Genomic DNA, 16,993 nt, shown 5'->3' with positions numbered 1-16,993 from the left:
TTCCGGGGCAGCCCCTTTTTCCTTGCCCGGGGTCAGCGGAACGCGAGGTCGAGGCCGTCGGTGCCGCTGAAGTCCGAGAGATGGCCGGTGTTCAGTTCGACCTCGATCCGGAGTTCCGGCAGTGCCCGGAGCGGGCTGAGGTCGAGGGGGAACACCGCGCCTTGGCCCGCGTACAACTCCAGATGCGTGAGGGAGGGGAAGCGCTTGGCCAGCGCGATGAGGTCGCCGTCCGTCCGTACGGGGAGGCACAGATCGAGTACGGACGGAACGGGGTCCCCGGTGAGTTCGAGCCGGGAGCCTCCACGTACGTGGAGGTGTGTGAGGTGAGGGGCTTCACGCAACGCGTCGGCCAGGTGGACGACCGGTCCCCGGCCGGCCAGACAGAGCCACGTGAGCGCCGGCCATCGGGCGAGACCGGTCACGGTCAGCGCCGGTCCCGTCCACTCCGCTGTCAGGGAGGTCAGACCCGGGTGGGCAGGCAGTTCCGCGAGCGTCGAGGTGTCGACGGAGTGCACCGTCAGATGCCGCAGGCTGTCCAGCGCCGCGATCGACGCGCACGCGGAGTCCCGGGGACAGCCGAGGTTCCTGGTCGAGAGGCCCAGGGTGACGAGCTGCGTGAGAGAGACGAGTACGGAGGCGTCCTGGACCCGGGGACAGTCCAGGAGGTGCAGAGCGGTGAGCGTCTCACCCTGGCGGCGGAGCCAGGTGATATTCGTGAGCTCCGCGTTGCGTGCCACTACCAGTGAATACAGCCGCAGGGCCGACAGCGAAGTGTCCAAGGCGTCATCGGTGAAGTCGCCGAAGACGGTGATGTGCTTCGCCCTCGGCAGACGGATCAGCGAGGCGAGCTGATCGGCCGTGTGCACATCCACCATGCGCTCTTCGAGGTCGACGAGGCCCAGGACCTCCGTGGCGAATGCCTGAGGCGGAAAATTGAACCACTGGTGTGCGAAGACCTCGACGGCACGCTCATGTGCGAGTGCCCAGGTCCGGGCATGGGGGACGGCCTCATGACCGCCGACCGCGATGATCAGTTCCGCGACGGCGTGGACAGAGCCGGCGGTTCCCTCGAACTCCTCCGGTGACGGCAGCAGTGCCAGTCCGGACGCGCCGAGGCGGGCCAGCGTCCGCACCTCGTGGAATGCGGTCGGAGGAAACAGCGCCGCCGTGCACCGCTTGACGCGCTCCCGGGTCGCCGCGTCCAGCCAGGCCGCGTGCCGTGCGCAGAGCGCGGCCAGGACGTGGATTCCGGCGCGATCCGGCGCGTCGGTCCGCTCCTCGCCCACGTCCAGCAACCCGTTGACAAGCAGCGGGAGTTCACGCCGACCGCAGTGGCCCGCCGCGAGCAGGATCACGTCCTGCCAGGTCTCCTCCGCCGCGTGCCGCAGCAGCTCGCCCAGGTGGTCGTCCTCGACGAACTCCTTGGCCGCCAGGAAGTCCTGGAAGGTGCGGTGGGCGAACTGGTAGGTGTCGTCGGCCCGTTCCAGGAGCAGCCCGCTCCGGTTCAGCAGGTGGGTCAGTATCTTCTCGGGCGGCCCCTGCTGCTGTATCCGCTCCATCCCCGACAGGGCCCGGTCGATCCGGCGCAGAGCCTGGTCGCGTGAGAACTCCGTCTGGCCCTCCCGCACCAGCCAGACCGCGATCCGCTGGAGCAGCTGGGCCTGCTCCTCCACGGTCACGCTGACGCCCTCGGGATTCTTGATCCGGCGGCGTCTGTCGCGGTTGCCGAGCAGCATCGCCAGCGCCGAGTCGTACAGCTGCCAGCGGGTCTCCGGGAGGAAGCCCTGGCGTCGGCGGTGCAGGGCGCAGATGACCGCGCAGAGCAGGGGAGTGCGGGCGAGGTCGCTCAGGGTGGTGTTCCGGGCGAGCTGCTGGGCGAGGTCGCGTTCCAGTTCGGCCAGGTCCTCGTGGGCGTCGCCGTCCAGCCGGGCGGCCCGGTGCCAGGCGGCGACGAAGGCCCGGACGTCGTCGTCGCGCATCGGCAGCAGCCGCAGCTCCTCGAACCCCTGGGACAGCAGCCAGTCCGGTTCCACGGCGAGCGGGCGCACGGTCGCCACGCAGCGGGTCTCCGGGTAGCGCTCCAGCAGCCGTGACAGCCAGTCGTGCGCCTCCTCGCGGTCGTCCGGCGGGACCTCGTCCAGGCCGTCGACGAGCAGCAGGCCCCGGCCGGATTCGAGGACCCGGCCGGCCCAGCCGTCCGGGGCGTCGTCGATCACCAGCCGGGCCGCCGACGGCAGCCGCGCCGGGGTGGGGAACGCCTCCCCCCGGGCGCGCAGGGTGCGCAGCGGTACGACGAAGGGGACCAGCCCGTTCAGCGCGGCCAGCCGGGGGCCGAGGGTGCCCGCCGACGCGTGGGCGGCGAGCCACCACACCAGGGTGGTCTTCCCGGCGCCCGCGTCGCCCCGGAGCAGGACCCGGGGCCGGTCGGCGAGCAGGGCGTCCACCCGCTGGGGGGCCGGGGCCGCCTCCGGTGTCAGGCCCGGGGCGGCGCCGCGGTGCTGGGCCTCCAGGCTCAGATACGCGGTGTCGAGGTCCCACTCCGAATCGTGCTTGGCGAGTTCGTCGAGGCCGAAGATCTTCGTGCGGCGGTACGCGGTGCCGAGCGAGGCGGCGTAGTCCTCCTCGTACCGCCGGTCCTGGGGATGGTGGCCGTGGACCTTCTCCAGGCGGGGCCTGGCGCCGGACTGTTCGCAGACCGTCCGGAAGGTGCGGGACCGGAGCAGCGCGTGCAGCGGTACGCACTCCACCCGCCGGCCACCGCGCTGCCGGGGGACCTGCCGGGCGATGCCGAGCAGTACGTCACCCGCGAAGAGCGGGCCGCCGGACAGTCCGCTCAGGGCCGGGACCCTGGCGCCGGCGGCGTCGAAGGGCGGCGGGCCGTCCAGCTGGCAGACCAGCAGCCCACGGGTCAGGCCCGCCGCCGGGAGGACGGTGGCGGTGTACTGGTCCGCCTCCAGCCGCCGGTCGGAGCCGTAGCGCTGGATGTCGGGGAAGCCGGTCAGCTCGCAGCCGGGGAGGACCTGCCCGTCGGCGAGTGCCCCGAGCCGTACCGGCGGGACCGGCGCGGCCGGGGTGGCGAGGAACAGCAGGGCCGCGTCGAGATCGTGGTCGATCCAGGCCACCGTTCCACGGACGACGCCCCCACGGGAGGGCTGTGCGATCAGGGCGGCGGCGCTCGTCCTGACGACGTGGGCGCAGGTCAGCACCAGCCGGTCGGTGAGGAGGACACCGCTGCCCTGGAGCAGACCGGAGACGACGACCGTGCGGTCCGTGGGGCGCGTGCCGGGCCGGGCCGCTATGCGGGCCGTGGGGCGTGCGCGGGGGCTGGGGGCGGTGTGGTCCGTGGGGTGTGCGTCCGGGGTGGAGGTCGTGCGGTCCGTGGGGCGTGCACCTGGGCCGGGGGCGGTACGGGCCGTGGGGCGTGCACCTGGGCCGGGGGCGGTACGGGCCGTGGGGCGTGCGCCGGGTTCGGGAACTGCGCGGTCCGTGGGGTGCGTGCCGGGACCGGCCGCCGTGCGGTCCGTGGGGTGTGCGCGGGGGCCGGGGGCCGTGCGGTCCGTGGGGCGTGCGCGGGGGCCGGGGGCCGTGCCGTCCGTGGGGTGTGCGCCCGGATCGTCCGCCCTGGGGCCGCCCGGCGCGGACGCGCTCACGGGTGGTCCGGCCCGTGGCCGAAGTGTTCCGTGCTGCCCCGGTCCTCGTGGCCGATGAGCCAGGGGCCGCCGGTCGTGGCGTTGTGCGGCTTCAGGGTGAAGGCGACCTTGTGGGTCCGCCCGGTGGCGCGGGCCACGTCGGCGCCCGCCTCCACCACCCATGCCTTGACCTTGCCGCCGCCCTTGACCTCCCGGCGGAGTTCGAGGGTGAACTCCATCTGGATGTCGCCGACCTCGAACGCCACCGGGTGCCCGGTGGCGCGGGCGGCGGCCTCGATGAGCTGGTTGCGCACGGATTCGACCGCGTCGGCGAGTTCGATGCCGTCGGCCGCGTGGACGCCGTCGTCGTCATTGGTCATGGGCTCCCCCGGAGAACTGTTTTCCCGCGGATCAGCGTAAGGGCTGTCCCGTACTCCCTGGCGGGCGTACGACGACAGCTACGGCACCTCGCGGCGTCGCCGGAACATCCGCGTACATCCGGTACGCGGACGTCCCTCCGCCTTGCGACGCACCACGTCCGGTGCCGCGCGCCCCTCCACCTGGGATGACGGGACAGCCCTTCGGCACCGCAGGGCCACAGGTCCCGGAACCGGCAGTCTTCGGACCCACCGGCGGTGACAAGGCGCACAGGCCGTTCAGGGCCTACTACGCGAGGTAGGAGTCCGGACCGCGAGCGCGGCCGGGACTCCGGACCCTGGACCGGGCGGGACCTTCGTCCTGTCCGGCGGGCATGCCCGGATCGCGGGGCCATGTCCGGACCGGCCCGGTTTCAACTGCGGTTAAACGCGTGTCGCCGAAGAGATTCCGTAGATCGGTACGGGCTCCGGTGCGCGGTGCCGTCAGCGCATTCCCCCGGCTCCGGCTACGGCTCTTCTTCGTAGAAGGGGGGGTTGAGCCCCGGCGGAGGCGCGGGTTACCAAGGGATGGCCAGCCCGGACAAAGCGCCGGGTAACAGACACCCCGGAGGATTTCCTCATATGTCGAAGCGCGCTACGTTCCAGCACTCCCGTCGTCCGTCCGTCTTCCGTGGACGGGGCGCTGTGGTCGCCGCCGGCCTGGGAGTAACGGTGATGGCCGGCGCGGGCGCGGCGTTCGCGTCCGGCACCGGTGACGCCCCCGCCACCGCCACCGCGGCCGTCATCGGTGGTACGACCACCGCCGACTCGGTCGCCAAGCAGGCCGATGCCCAGAGCCAGGCCGCCAAGCACGCGGCGCAGGCCAAGAAGGCCGCGGCGAAGAAGGTGGCGGGCTGGGAGAAGCCTGTCTCCCACTACAAGCTGAGCGCCACCTACGGCGTCGGCGGCAACCGCTGGGCCCACAACCACTCGGGTCAGGACTTCGCCGTCCCGACCGGCACCAAGGTCGAGGCCGCGCACAGCGGTACCGTCGTCAAGGCGGGCGGCAACGGCGCCGGTGACGGTCCCGCGTACGGCAACGCCGTGGTGATCAAGCACGCCAACGGCAAGTACTCGCAGTACGCGCACCTCTCCAAGATCGATGTGCACATCGGGCAGCACGTGAAGACCGGCCAGAAGATCGCTCTGTCCGGCAGCACCGGAAACTCCAGTGGCCCGCACCTGCACTTCGAGATCCGGAACACCCCGAACTACGGCTCGGCGATCAACCCGGTGAACTACCTCAAGAAGGTTCACGTCTCCGTGTGAGCCTGACTCACCAACTCGATGGCGACCTGGAGGGCGGCCCTGCGCTTCTCCTCCGGGTCGCCACCGTTGTGTTTGAGGAGCATGAGCCCGCCGTGCATGGCGAACAGGGCACTGATGCACCTGACCTGGTCGACCATCGCGGCGTCGTCGTCCCGGAGCAGCGTCAGCATGGCGAGCATGCGCTCCTTGAAGATGTCGCCGATGCTCAGATCACGCATCGCGGCCTGGTTCTCCTGCATGAAGCGGAAGAGCGGGGCCGCCCCGAGGAGCGCGTCGTTGTAGCGGCGCAGGATCTCCTTCTTGGTCTCCAGGGTGCGCGGCTGCTCCCCGGCCCACTCGATCAGTGCGTCGATGGGCCTGGCGAGGTCCTGGAAGATACCGGCGAGGATGTCTTCCTTCGTCTTGAAGTGGTAGTACAACGCCGCTTTGGTGACGTTCAGGTGCTCGGCGATCTCGCGCAGTGACGTCTTCTCGTACCCGTGCTCGGCGAAGAGTTCAAGGGCGACGTCCTGGATGCGCTGCCGGGTGTTGCCCCGGCGCGGCTGTGGCGTGGTGCCCATGATGCTCTCCCAGAAACTTACTTGACGCCCGGCTAGTTGCGGGACTAACTTGCCCCAGTCTAATGAACTAGCCGGGCGGCAGGTAAGGGGCCCGGTGAGCAAGGATTTCAGGGGATCAGGGGAGTGGGGACCATGTCGGATCTGAAGAAGACAGCGGGCGGGAAGGCCGGTGGGCAACCGGCGGCGGAGCCGCGGCAGCGCAGCGTCAGGGTGGTGATCGTCGCCCTGATGATCGCGATGCTGCTGGCCATGCTCGACAACCTGATCGTCGGCACCGCGATGCCGACGATCGTGGGCGACCTCGGGGGCCTGGAACACCTCTCCTGGGTGGTGACCGCGTACACCCTGGCCACCGCCGCCTCCACCCCCATCTGGGGCAAGCTCGGCGACATGTACGGGCGCAAGGGCATCTTCCTCACGTCCATCGTGGTGTTCCTGATCGGCTCCGTGCTCAGCGGAATGGCCCAGGACATGGGACAGCTGATCGGCTTCCGGGCGATCCAGGGCCTCGGCGCGGGTGGGCTCATGGTCGGCGTCATGGCGATCATCGGTGACCTGGTGCCGCCCCGCGAGCGCGGCAAGTACCAGGGCCTCATGGCCGGTGTCATGGCCGTGGCGATGATCGGCGGACCGCTGGTCGGCGGCACGATAACCGACCACCTGGGCTGGCGCTGGAGCTTCTACATCAACCTGCCGCTCGGCGCGGTCGCCCTCGCCATGGTCACCGCGGTGCTGCACCTCCCGAAGAAGGAACGGCCGAAGTCCCGGGTCGACTACCTGGGCGCCGGTCTGCTCACCGTCGGCATCACCTCGATCGTCCTCGTCACCACCTGGGGCGGTTCGGAGTACGCCTGGGACTCCGCCGTGATCATGGAGCTGATCGCCCTCGGTGTCGCCGCCCTGGTCGGCTTCGTCCTCGTAGAGACGCGCGCCGCCGAACCGATCATGCCGCTGCACATCTTCCGCAACCTGAACTTCACCCTGATGTCCGTGATCGGCTTCATCACCGGGTTCGCGATGTTCGGCGCGGTGCTGTTCCTGCCCCTGTTCCAGCAGTCGGTCCAGGGCGCGTCCGCGACCAACTCGGGGCTGCTGCTCCTGCCGCTGCTCCTGTCGATGATGGTCGTCTCCCTGGTCGCGGGCCGGATCACCACCAGCAGCGGCCGGTACAAGATCTTCCCCATCGCGGGCGGCGCGCTGATGGTCGTCGGCCTCTTCCTGCTCGCGCAGATGGACACCGGCACCACCCGGCTGACCTCCGGCCTCTACATGGCGGTGCTCGGTGCGGGCATGGGCTTCCTGATGCAGATCACCATGCTCGTCGCGCAGAACAGCGTCGAGCTGAAGGACATGGGCGTCGCCTCGTCGACGGCCACCCTCTTCCGTACGCTCGGCAGCTCGTTCGGTGTCGCCATCATGGGCGCCCTGTTCACCGGCCGGGTGCAGGACGAGATGGTGGCGCGCGGTGGTGGCGGGGTCGTGCAGAAGTCCGCACAGCTGGACGCGGCGCACCTGGCGAAGCTGCCGCAGGCGGCGCGCGAGGCGTACCAGTACGCGGTGGCGTCCGGGACGCACGCGGCGTTCGTGCTGGGCGCGTCCGTCGCGGTGATCGCCCTGGTCGCGGCGCTGTTCGTCAAGGAGGTGCCGCTGCGGGGGGCGGGGCCCGAGGCCAAGAAGAGCGACGGTCCGGAGCCCGCGGCCGCGAGCCTGGCGTCGGAGACCGTGTAGGCGGGATTCCCGCGCCGGTGCACCGGAACGGGGGACGCACCGGGGCACGGGAGGGCCGGAGCACGGAAGCGCCGGGTCGGGGCAGTACCGACCCGGAGGTCACCTGAGAGGCCCCTGGGGGCGCCGCACCGAAGCGTGCGCCCCCAGCGGCCTCCCCCTGTGTCCCGGGGCCGTACGCACCGTGCACGGCGCGGACCGTACGGTTCCCGGGCGGGACGGGGCGCGTCCCGCGCATGTTCCCGGGAGGGGCGGCCCGTGCGTTCGGGCAGGGCTCAGCCCGTACACCCCCGGGGACGGGAATCGGCCTGTACACCCCGGGGAAGAGGAGTCGGCCCGTACGCCCCCGGGAAGGGGACCGGCCCGTACGCCCCGGCGCGCGGGCCGGTGGTGGTCCCCGCGCGGCGGTCAGCCGTACGAATAGCGGCTCGGCCGTACGCGACGGTGGACCGGCCGCAGGAACGGCGGCTCGGCCGTACGCGCCCTACGGCGATCAGGGGCTGTGCTCCGTGGCGGCGTCCCGCCCCGTGGTTGCCGACCTCCGGCGCGCGGCCCGCCGCCACGAGAAGTCCGTACCGATGAACGAGGTACGGGACACGTCCCCGCCCCCGACCGTTCCGGCTGCCCCGTCCCTTCCGGCCGCCCCGCCCTTTCCGGCAGCCCCGACCGGTCGAGACGCCCCGCCCTTTCCGGCCGCCCCCGGAGCTCCCGGCGTCCCGGAGTCCCGGTGGTCGTCGCCCGTCCCGTGGCCGTCGCGCTGTCCGGCGGCCCTGAGGATCGGGAAGCTGCCCGTGCTCGTCGGCGCGTGCTCCGGCAGCCACAGCACCGCGATCGCGCCGCCGGTCCCCTCCGCCGCGCCCTCCGGAGCCGCGTTCCGGAAGGTCAGCCGCGCCCCGAGCACCCGCGCCTGCCCCGACGCGATCGTCAGCCCGAGCCCGTGCCCGTGCCCGGCCCGGTCGCTGCTTCCGGTACGGAACCGGCTCGGCCCCTCCTGGAGCAGCGCCTCCGGGAACCCCGGACCGTGATCGCGGATGCGCACCACCCGGCCCTCGACCGTCACCTCCACCGGGCCGCCCCCGTGCTTCGCGGCGTTCCCCAGCAGATTCCCCAGGATGCGCTCCAGGCGGCGCGGGTCCGTGTTGACCCACGACTCGTGGACCACCCGTACCGAGACCGCCGGGTCCAGCAGCCCGATCCGCCGGCTGACGAACTCGCCCAGCGCCAGCTCCTGCAACTCGGCCCGCTCCGACGCACTGTCCAGCCGGGCCACCTCCAGGACGTCCTCGACCAGCGTGCGCAGCGCCTGCGCCCGGTCCCGTACCAGCTCGGTGGGGCGGCCCGGCGGCAGCAGCTCGGCCGCCGTCAGCAGCCCCGTCACCGGCGTCCGCAGCTCGTGCGCGATGTCGGCGGTGACCCGGCGCTCCGCCTCGATACGCTCGTTCAGCGCGTCGGTCAGCGCGTCCACGGCCCGTGCCAGCTCGTCGGTCTCGTCCCGCACCACCCCGCCGACGGCCTCCCTGACCCGTACGTCCGTGTTGCCCTGCGCGACCTTTCCGGCCGCCGTCGCCGCCTTGCGGAGCCGGCGCGACAGCTGTCCACCGATCAGCACGCCCAGCGCGCAGCCGCCGAAGACCACCGAGACCGAGCCGATGAGCAACGCCCGGTCCAGGTCCTTCATGGTGGACGAGCGGTCGGTGTACCGGGTGTGCAGCGACAACACGTCCCCGTTCGGCAGCGGGAGGGCCGCCCACACGTCGGGGACCCCGCCCGCGTTCTCGTCGACGTGCGTGGCGCGGCGGTTCCTGCGGACCTCCTGGCGCAGGCTCTGCGGCATCAGCGGATCGTTGAGCTTGGCGCCGAACTTCCGGTCGATCTTCTTCGGCTTCGTCGCCTCGTACATCCGTTGCGCGAGCGTCAGCCGGTCCAACTGCACCTCGCGGGCGTTCTCGATCATCGAGACCCGGGCCGCGTTGTGCACGACGAGGCTCAGCGCGACGGCGATCAGCGCGCCGACCGCCGCGATGGCGATGCTGATCTTCCAGCGGACCCCGGTCCGCAGGGCGAGCCTCATGCCTTGAGTTTGTAGCCGAAGCCGCGGACTGTCTCGATCCGGTCCTGCCCGATCTTGGTGCGCAGCCGCTGCACATGGACGTCGACGACCCGGGTGTCACCGCCCCAGCCGTAGTCCCAGACCCGTTCGAGGAGCTTGTCACGCGAGAGGACCGTGCCGGGCGCGGCGGAGAACTCCAGCAGCAGCCGCATCTCGGTCGGGGTCAGCGACACCGGCTCTCCCCCCTTGCGGACCTCCATGCCCTCGGTGTCGATCTCCACGTCACCGAAGGCGAGCGGCCCCTCGTCCGCCGTGGCGTCCGTCCCCGGGCCACCGGGCCGGCCACCGCCCGCGTGCCCGAAGCGGCGCAGCACGGCGCGTATCCGGGCGACCAGCACCGCGCCGTCGAACGGCTTGGTGACGTAGTCGTCCGCCCCGGCCTCCAGACCGAGCACCACGTCGATCGAGTCGGCCCGCGCCGACAGCATGATCACGGGCACCGTCGACTCGTCCCGGATGCGGCGGCAGAGGCTGACCCCGTCCAGACCCGGCACCATCACGTCGAGCAGGGCGATGTCCGGCCGGTGGGCGCGGAACGCGTCGAGCCCGGAGAGCCCGTCGGGCATCGCCGTGACCGCGAAGCCGTCCCGTTCGAGCGCGAGCTGGGTGGCCTCGCGGATGACGTCGTCGTCCTCGACGAACAGCACGTGGGTCTCGGCCATCGGACTGCTTCTCACTCTCCGTCGGTACGCGGTCGGCCTGTCGCCGCCACCGCTGCTCGATGCGCCAGGGCCTCCCGCCCGGATCGGGCCGGGCCCGCGTGCCCTGGTGCCGCACCCCGCCGCGTCGTCGTCGACCGGCACGGCCCCGCCGTGATTCCCTCCGCCGCCTCGCGGTGCACGGCGGTCACGGCGTCAGTTCCTCGTGGGTTCCGGGACGGGGTCGGGCATCACGCCCTCGCCGTTGCCGGCCGCCCGGTTGAAGTCGTTGTGCACCCGGTCGTACTCGGCGAACACGGTCTTGGCCCAGCGGTACGTGATCACTTCCTCGCCCGAGGGGTACGCGATCGCGTCCTTCCTGCCGTACACCTGCGTCGTCACCACCAGATCGCCCCGGTCGATGGTGCCGTAGACGGTCGGGGTCTCGGTGGTGAAGACGTTCTCGTACGTCCCGTCGGCGCGCGCGCGGTAGACGTACGTCCCGATGCCGACGGCGTCCCCGCAGGTCATCACGTTGACCACGACATCCGCCGCGGAGCCGCCGGTCAGCGTCCCGTACGAGGTGTCGACGGGGTACTCGTCCCCGGTGCAGGGCTTCAGCTCCTCGCGCACCGGCCCGCTCACCTTGGGGTCCTTCTTGACGAGCCGTACGACGTCCACGCGCCGGGGAGGCTTCACCGTGGACGGCGTACTGGGCGACGGGGTCACGCGGGTCACCACCTGGGCACCCGCCGGCCCCTCGTCCCGGGTGCCCGTGCCGCCGGTCGAACAGCTCACCAGGAGCAGCCCGAAGGCGACGAGCCCGGCCGCCGCCGTTCCGCTCGCCGCCCAGCGGGTGCCCGGACGGGACCCGGAGGTCCCACCCGGCCCGCGAAGTCCACCGTCCCCGGCGTTGCCGCCCTCACCGTCCCCGGCGTGGCCGCTCCCGTCGTCGCCCGTGTCTGTCAGGCCGCGCACCGCTCCCGCCCCCGTTCGTCGTACCGCTTGACCGCCCGTGCCTGCGCCTGCGCCGGGACGCGCGCCAGCACGGGTGCGGGCACGGGCGGCGCGGACACGGCTGCGGGAGCGTGCTGCGCCGCCGTGCGAACCGGAGTGGCGTGGTTCGCGGGCGTACGGTCCGCAGGCGTGCGGCTGTCAGCATTGTGACCCACGGCGACGCGGTTCGCGGCCCTGAGGCCGGCGGCCCGGTGCTCGGCGGCCTGGCGGTCCGCGACGGCGCGTTCGGCGGCCCGGCGTTCGGCGGCGGCGCGCTCCATGGCCTTCCGCTCGGCGGCTTCGCGGTCCGCGACGGCGCGTTCGGCGGCCCGGCGTTCGGCGGCCTCACGATTGGCGGCGGCCAGCTCGGCGGCGGTCCTGCGCGCTGCGGCCCGGCGGTCCGCGAGGGCGCGATCCGCCGCGGCCCGGCGTTCACCGATCCGGCGCTCGGCGGCCTTGCGCTCGGCCGCCACGCGGTCCGCCGCAGCCGTGCGCTCGGCGGTCGTGCGGTCCACCGCGGCCCTGCGGCCCGGCGCGGTCACGCCGCCCTGGGACTCGCGCTCCGTCGCCTCGCGGCTCATCGCTTCCCGGCTCTCCAGCTCCTGGCGCAGCCGCGCCAGCGCCCGGTGCAGCGTGCTCTTGACCGTACCGGCCGACATCCCCAGGGCGGCGGCCGTCTCTTCCGTGCTCATCTGCTCCCAGTGTCGCAGCACGACGACACTGCGCTGCTTGGGAGCCAGCACTCCGAGGACGTCCATCAGCAGGGCGCGGTCGGCGCGCTGCTCGGTGCCGTCGTCGACGCTCGCGTCCGGCAGCTGTTCGGTGGGCACCTCTTCGAGCTTGCGGGCGCGCCACCACTCCGTACGGGTGTTGATCATGACGCGGCGGAGGTAGGCGTCGGCGAGGGACTTGTCCTCGATGCCGTCCCAGCGGCCGAACGTGCGGACGAGGGCGGTCTGGAGCAGGTCCTGCGCGTCCACCGGGTCGGGGACGAGCCGACGTGCGCTGCGCAGCAGAGCCTCCTGCCGCGTGCGTACGTACTCCTCGAACTCAAGCACCTCGCCGTGCGCCATTCCAACCGCCTCCGTCCCCGTGAAACCCCGTAGACCACCGTCAGCGGTACTGGTCGTTCGCTGACGTCGTCGACGCTACGGAGGGGTTGTCACGGGGCTGTGCGGAGCAGCCATAGGCCGACGCACGGCTGTCCATCGGTTGTGTAACAACACTCGTGACAATGGGCGGTACGGCCGTTGATGGGGTAGTTGGTACGGCCGCCACGGCGGCGGTCACGACGGCGTGACCGTGACAGGGACGCCCCCGCCGTCACGGACCGGCCGTCGTGGACCCAGCCGCCCCGCACCGCTCGTCCCGGACCGCTCGTTCCGCACCGGCCACGGACCAGTTCGTGACGGGCCGGTCCGTCACGGGCCAGCCGCGCCGTCCGCCGGCCACGGACGGCCGTCCCGCACCAGTCGTCACGGACAGGCCGTCGGACCGTCGCACACCAGCCCCTCACGGACCGCCGTCGTACACCGGGCCTCCCGGGTCCGCCGGACCCGGCGCCCCGGTGGTGTCAGGTCAGCGGCAGCCGGTAGTGACCGTTCGCCAGCGGCTCCACCAGCCCGTCGGCGACCAGCCCGTCCAGTGCCCGAGCCCGCTGCACCGGTTCCTCCCACACGGCGTCCAGCGCCATCTGCGGAACCGGGGCCACCGCCTCGCGGAGCACGGCGAGCAGCCGGCCCCTGACCTGCCGGTCGGTGCCCGCGTACGTCTGGCCGCGACGCGGCGGCCCCTGGTGCGCGGGCTTCCCGGCCAGCCGCCAGGCGCACTGCTCCGCGATCGGGCACCGCGAGCAGTCCTCGTTCTTCGCCGTGCAGACCAGCGCGCCCAGCTCCATCGTCGCCGCCGCCCAGCGGGCGGCCCGCTCGTCCTCGTCGGGGAGCAGTGTGCGGGCGAGCTTGCGTTCGGCGGCCGTGGTGGCGTTCGGCGGGTACTGGATGCCGGTGGCGGCGCGGGCGAACACCCGGCGGACGTTCGTGTCGAGCACCGCGTACCGCTGCCCGTACGCGAACGAGGCCACGGCCGCCGCCGTGTACTCGCCGATCCCGGGCAGGGCGAGGAGCTGGCCGTGCTCCCTCGGTACGTCGCCGCCGTGCCGTTCCGTTATCGCCTGCGCGGCCCCGTGCAGGCGCAGCGCGCGCCGGGGGTAGCCGAGCCGGCCCCAGGCGCGGACGGCCTCACCGGGCGCGTCGGCGGCCAGGTCGGCGGGGCGGGGCCAGCGGGCCAGCCACTGCTCGTACACCGGGAGGACCCGGCTCACGGGCGTCTGCTGGAGCATGAACTCGCTCACCATCACACCCCAGGCACCCGCTTCGGGGCGGCGCCAGGGCAGATCGCGGGCGTGCTGGTCGAACCACCCGATGACGGGGGTGTGGAGGGCGGAGGGGGGCGTCTGTGTCGCAGTCGTGGCAGTCATCGCACATCGATCCTGGCATGGAAGGCCGGACGATGGTCCGGGGCGCGGGGGTGTCGGCCGCTCGGGAGCGCCGACGGGGGTGCAATGCCACCCGTTCTGTCCCCTCGCCGCGGTCCCTCGGTGGGGGCGGCGGGGGAGAGGGGACAGCCGGTCGGTGGTGGACGGTGCCGGAGGGGACGGCCCGAGCGACCGCGGGGAACGCCTCAGCGTCCGCGGTCCATGGCGTGGCTGCCCGCCCCCGGTCCCGACACCCACGCGGCGAGGGGTGACGCGCTGCCCCGCACGGTCTTGGCCAGGGCCCGCGCCGGACGGATCAGCGCCACGATCACCAGGGCCGACACCGCCCCGCCCATCAGCAGACCCACCGCCACGTCGTGCGGGTAGTGGACCCCGACGAAGACCCGCGAGAAGGCCATCAGCAGTGCCATCGGGAAGGTGAACCAGGCGCTGCGGGGCCGGGCGAAGGCCAGGGCGACGGCCGCCGCCCCCGCGATCGCCGAGTGGTTGCTGGGGAACGACCAGTCGCCCACCGCCGGGCACGTCACCAGCGAGGCGGCCGCTCCGGCCACGGTCCGGCACGGACGGTCCTCGTCCACCACGGACTTGAGGACTTCGCTGCCGACGTACGCGACGGCCGTCGCCAACGGCGCCAGCACGGCGAGGGCCAGCACGTCCGCGTGCGAGCGCCGTGCCCACCACCAACCGGAGAGGAACAGCACGCCGAAGACGATCAGACCGAGTTCTGTCCATATCTCGGCCACGTGCTGGACCCACGTGGGCATCTCATGGGCGAAGTCGGTGATGTCTCTGTAGAGCGGAGCGGTGATCGAACTATCCATGTGACAGAGAGTAGGTAATGAAGTCGACTCGTCACATCCGACCAGGGTCTTATGCGTGTTCATCTCCGCATGCGTGTGCGTCTCCTCCGCTTGCGCGTACGTCTCCGCGTGCGCACCCGCGCGGGTGTCCGACAGGGCAAGGGACTGGAATCGGACACTTCCGTGATGATGATCCGTAAAACTTGTCGCTCACAGCGGCGGGTGGGGCGGGAGTTGACGCGGATCTCTCGTAGAGTTTGCGACGTGGGATCTTTGCGCAATCCGGTCGGGCCGCTTCCCTCCACCATCTACTGGCGTCGGAGGGCAGTGGCGGCGTCGCTGATCGCGCTTCTGGCGGCGCTCGCCCTATGGGCCGTCATCTCCGGTGGCGGGAACGGGAAGAAGACCGGCGCCTCGCCGGGTGGTTCGTCCCCCACGCCCTCCTCGATCACCCCCGGCCCCTCGGGCTCGGGCCCCGCCATCAGCGCGCAGCCGGGCGGACGCGACGAGTCGGGCGGCTCGGGCGACAGCGGCAACGGCGGTACGGGCACGGGTCCGGGCGGCGGCAGCGACGGGGCCAACGGCGACACCGCCCCGGGCGGCGGTGGCGGTGCGGACGGTGCCGGCAACGCCGGTACGGGCGCCGGACGCCAGGTGCCCGCCGACTCCCCGATCCCCACCTGCGTCCCCGCCGCGCTCCAACTGACGTTGCGGACCAAGGTGTCGTACAGCCCCGACCAGAAGCCGACGTTCCAGCTCATCGCCAAGAATGTCTCGAAGAGCACCTGCAAGGCCGACTTCGGCCCGAGGAACGCGGTCCTCACCGTCACCGAGGCGGGCGGCGCCGACAAGCTGGTGTGGTCGTCCAAGGACTGCCCGCGGGCGGCGGGCGGCGTACTGCTGAGCATCCCGGCGGGCGAGACCGCCGTCCACATCGTGGAGTGGGACCGCACGAAGAGTTCCCCGCAGTGCGCCACACCGCCCACGGGCACGGCCGGGCCCGGCACGTACCTGGTCGAGGTGAACGCGCCCGGCGTACCGGTCCAGCGCGCGTCCTTCGTGCTCGCCAAGGACTGACGGCCGCGGTACGAGGGGTACGAGGGAGGGGGCCCGGAATTCCGGGCCCCCTCCCTCGTGCGCGTACGTCTCGTACCTCCCCGTACTTCCACGTGCCACGTGCCACCGCGCGACGACCGCTACACGTACCGCTCAAGGATCGACGACTCGGCCAGTCGCGACAGCCCCTCGCGCACGCTCCGCGCCCGCGCCTCGCCGACCCCGTCCACCGCCTGGAGGTCGTCGACGCTCGCGGCGAGCAGCTTCTGGAGACCGCCGAAGTGCTCCACCAGTCGCTCGATGATCGCCCCGGGCAGCCGGGGCACCTTCGCCAGCAGCCGGAAACCGCGCGGCGAGACCGCCGAGTCCAGCGTCTCCGGAGAGCCGCTGTAGCCCAGCGCACGTGCCACCACGGCGAGTTCGAGCAGTTCGGTGTGGGAGAGCGCGTCCAGTTCGGTCAGCGCCTCGGCGACCGTACGGGACCGCTTCGCGGTCGGCTCCGGCACGTAGTCACGCACCACCAGCTCGCGCTCCGGCTCGACGCCCGCGATCAACTCGTCCAGCTGGAGCGAGAGGAGGCGGCCGTCGGTGCCCAGCTCCACCACGTACTCGGCGATCTCGGTCGCGATGCGGCGGACCATCTCCAGGCGCTGCGCGACGGCCGTCACGTCCCGGACGGTCACCAGGTCCTCGATCTCCAGCGCGGAGAGCGTGCCCGCCACCTCGTCCAGCCGGAGCTTGTACCGCTCCAGGGTGGCGAGCGCCTGATTGGCGCGCGAGAGGATCGCGGCGGACTCCTCCAGGACCCGGCGCTCCCCGTTCACGTACAGCGCGATGAGGCGCATCGACTGGGAGACCGAGACGACCGGGAAGTTGCACTGCTTGGAGACCCGGTCCGCGGTGCGGTGCCGGGTGCCGGTCTCCTCGGTGGGGATGGACGCGTCCGGGACCAGCTGCACCCCGGCCCGCAGGATCTTGGTCATGTCTTTGTCGAGGATCAGCGCGCCGTCGAGCTTGCACAGCTCGCGCAGCCGGGTCGCGGTGAACTCGACGTCCAGCACGAAACCACCCGTGCACATCGACTCGACGGTCCTGTCCATACCGAGGACGATCAGTCCTCCGGTGTTGCCGCGGAGAATGCGCTCCAGGCCGTCCCGCAGGGCCATTCCGGGCGCGACCGCGCTCAACGAGGCGCGGATCAGCGCTTCGTTACCGGTGCCTTGGCCGGACTTTCCGGGCGATGCTGCCCGGTCGTTGGCTGCCACTGCACTCCTCCGGTCACAGGTTTGCGGTGCCCTTG

11 protein-coding genes and 2 pseudogenes are annotated in these 16,993 nt (G+C 72.2%); 3 read left to right on the top strand and 10 right to left on the bottom strand.

The window, feature by feature from the left end:
* Window positions 1–32: 32 nt before the first annotated feature.
* A complete protein-coding gene (locus tag PZB75_RS12600; protein ID WP_275535393.1) occupies window positions 33–3,650 on the bottom strand; it encodes an NACHT domain-containing protein in 3,618 nt (1,205 codons plus the stop codon).
* Complete coding sequence (locus tag PZB75_RS12595) at window positions 3,647–4,009, bottom strand: trypco2 family protein (protein ID WP_275535392.1); 363 nt, start codon at window positions 4,007–4,009, stop codon at window positions 3,647–3,649. Before PZB75_RS12595 ends, PZB75_RS12600 begins: the two co-directional genes overlap by 4 nt.
* Before the next feature lie 618 nt (window positions 4,010–4,627).
* Between PZB75_RS12595 and PZB75_RS12590 the strand changes: the two genes are divergently transcribed.
* Window positions 4,628–5,314 carry a M23 family metallopeptidase gene (locus PZB75_RS12590; RefSeq protein WP_275535391.1) on the top strand — a complete coding sequence of 229 codons (687 nt, stop codon included), beginning with the start codon at window positions 4,628–4,630 and terminating at the stop codon, window positions 5,312–5,314.
* Here the strand turns inward: PZB75_RS12590 and PZB75_RS12585 are convergent.
* Window positions 5,299–5,874: a TetR/AcrR family transcriptional regulator gene (locus PZB75_RS12585; RefSeq protein ID WP_275535390.1), complete on the bottom strand. Its 576-nt coding sequence runs from the start codon at window positions 5,872–5,874 to the stop codon at window positions 5,299–5,301. The two genes, PZB75_RS12590 and PZB75_RS12585, sit on opposite strands and share 16 nt — an antisense overlap.
* A 132-nt stretch (window positions 5,875–6,006) precedes the next feature.
* Between PZB75_RS12585 and PZB75_RS12580 the strand changes: the two genes are divergently transcribed.
* The gene (locus PZB75_RS12580; RefSeq protein ID WP_275535389.1) at window positions 6,007–7,602 is read left to right on the top strand and encodes an MDR family MFS transporter; all 1,596 of its coding nucleotides are present in this window, start codon (window positions 6,007–6,009) and stop codon (window positions 7,600–7,602) included.
* Between the two features lie 751 nt (window positions 7,603–8,353).
* On the opposite strand, the pseudogene cseC reads toward PZB75_RS12580, so the two are convergent.
* The 6 genes and pseudogenes from cseC to PZB75_RS12550 form a co-directional block, all read right to left on the bottom strand.
* A pseudogene (cseC, locus tag PZB75_RS12575) lies at window positions 8,354–9,670 on the bottom strand (two-component system sensor histidine kinase CseC); the annotation flags it as partial.
* Complete coding sequence (gene cseB, locus PZB75_RS12570) at window positions 9,667–10,371, bottom strand: two-component system response regulator CseB (RefSeq protein ID WP_275535388.1); 705 nt, start codon at window positions 10,369–10,371, stop codon at window positions 9,667–9,669. The pseudogene cseC and the gene cseB, both read right to left, overlap by 4 nt.
* Before the next feature lie 192 nt (window positions 10,372–10,563).
* Entirely contained in the window at window positions 10,564–11,325 is a 762-nt protein-coding gene (locus PZB75_RS12565) for a hypothetical protein (protein ID WP_275535387.1), read from the bottom strand.
* A gap of 584 nt (window positions 11,326–11,909) precedes the next feature.
* Window positions 11,910–12,416, bottom strand: a pseudogene (locus PZB75_RS12560) (SigE family RNA polymerase sigma factor); the annotation flags it as partial.
* Between the two features lie 500 nt (window positions 12,417–12,916).
* A complete protein-coding gene (locus PZB75_RS12555; RefSeq protein ID WP_275535386.1) occupies window positions 12,917–13,819 on the bottom strand; it encodes an A/G-specific adenine glycosylase in 903 nt (300 codons plus the stop codon).
* Window positions 13,820–14,022: 203 nt separating this feature from the next.
* The gene (locus PZB75_RS12550; RefSeq protein ID WP_275535385.1) at window positions 14,023–14,658 is read right to left on the bottom strand and encodes a phosphatase PAP2 family protein; all 636 of its coding nucleotides are present in this window, start codon (window positions 14,656–14,658) and stop codon (window positions 14,023–14,025) included.
* Window positions 14,659–14,901: 243 nt separating this feature from the next.
* Here PZB75_RS12550 and PZB75_RS12545 point away from each other — a divergent pair, with 243 nt between their 5' ends.
* Window positions 14,902–15,714, top strand: a complete 813-nt coding sequence (locus tag PZB75_RS12545) for a hypothetical protein (RefSeq protein ID WP_275535384.1) — start codon at window positions 14,902–14,904, stop codon at window positions 15,712–15,714.
* Between the two features lie 119 nt (window positions 15,715–15,833).
* Here the strand turns inward: PZB75_RS12545 and disA are convergent, their stop codons facing one another.
* Window positions 15,834–16,958 (bottom strand): DNA integrity scanning diadenylate cyclase DisA, encoded by a 1,125-nt coding sequence (gene disA / locus PZB75_RS12540; protein ID WP_275535383.1) that lies wholly within the window; start codon window positions 16,956–16,958, stop codon window positions 15,834–15,836.
* Window positions 16,959–16,993 lie beyond the last annotated feature (35 nt).

Origin of the sequence: Streptomyces sp. AM 4-1-1 (assembly GCF_029167625.1) — a bacterium.
Lineage (GTDB): Bacteria > Actinomycetota > Actinomycetes > Streptomycetales > Streptomycetaceae > Streptomyces.
Note: the sequence above shows the minus strand (reverse complement) of the source record. Positions and strands in the feature narration are given on the sequence as shown.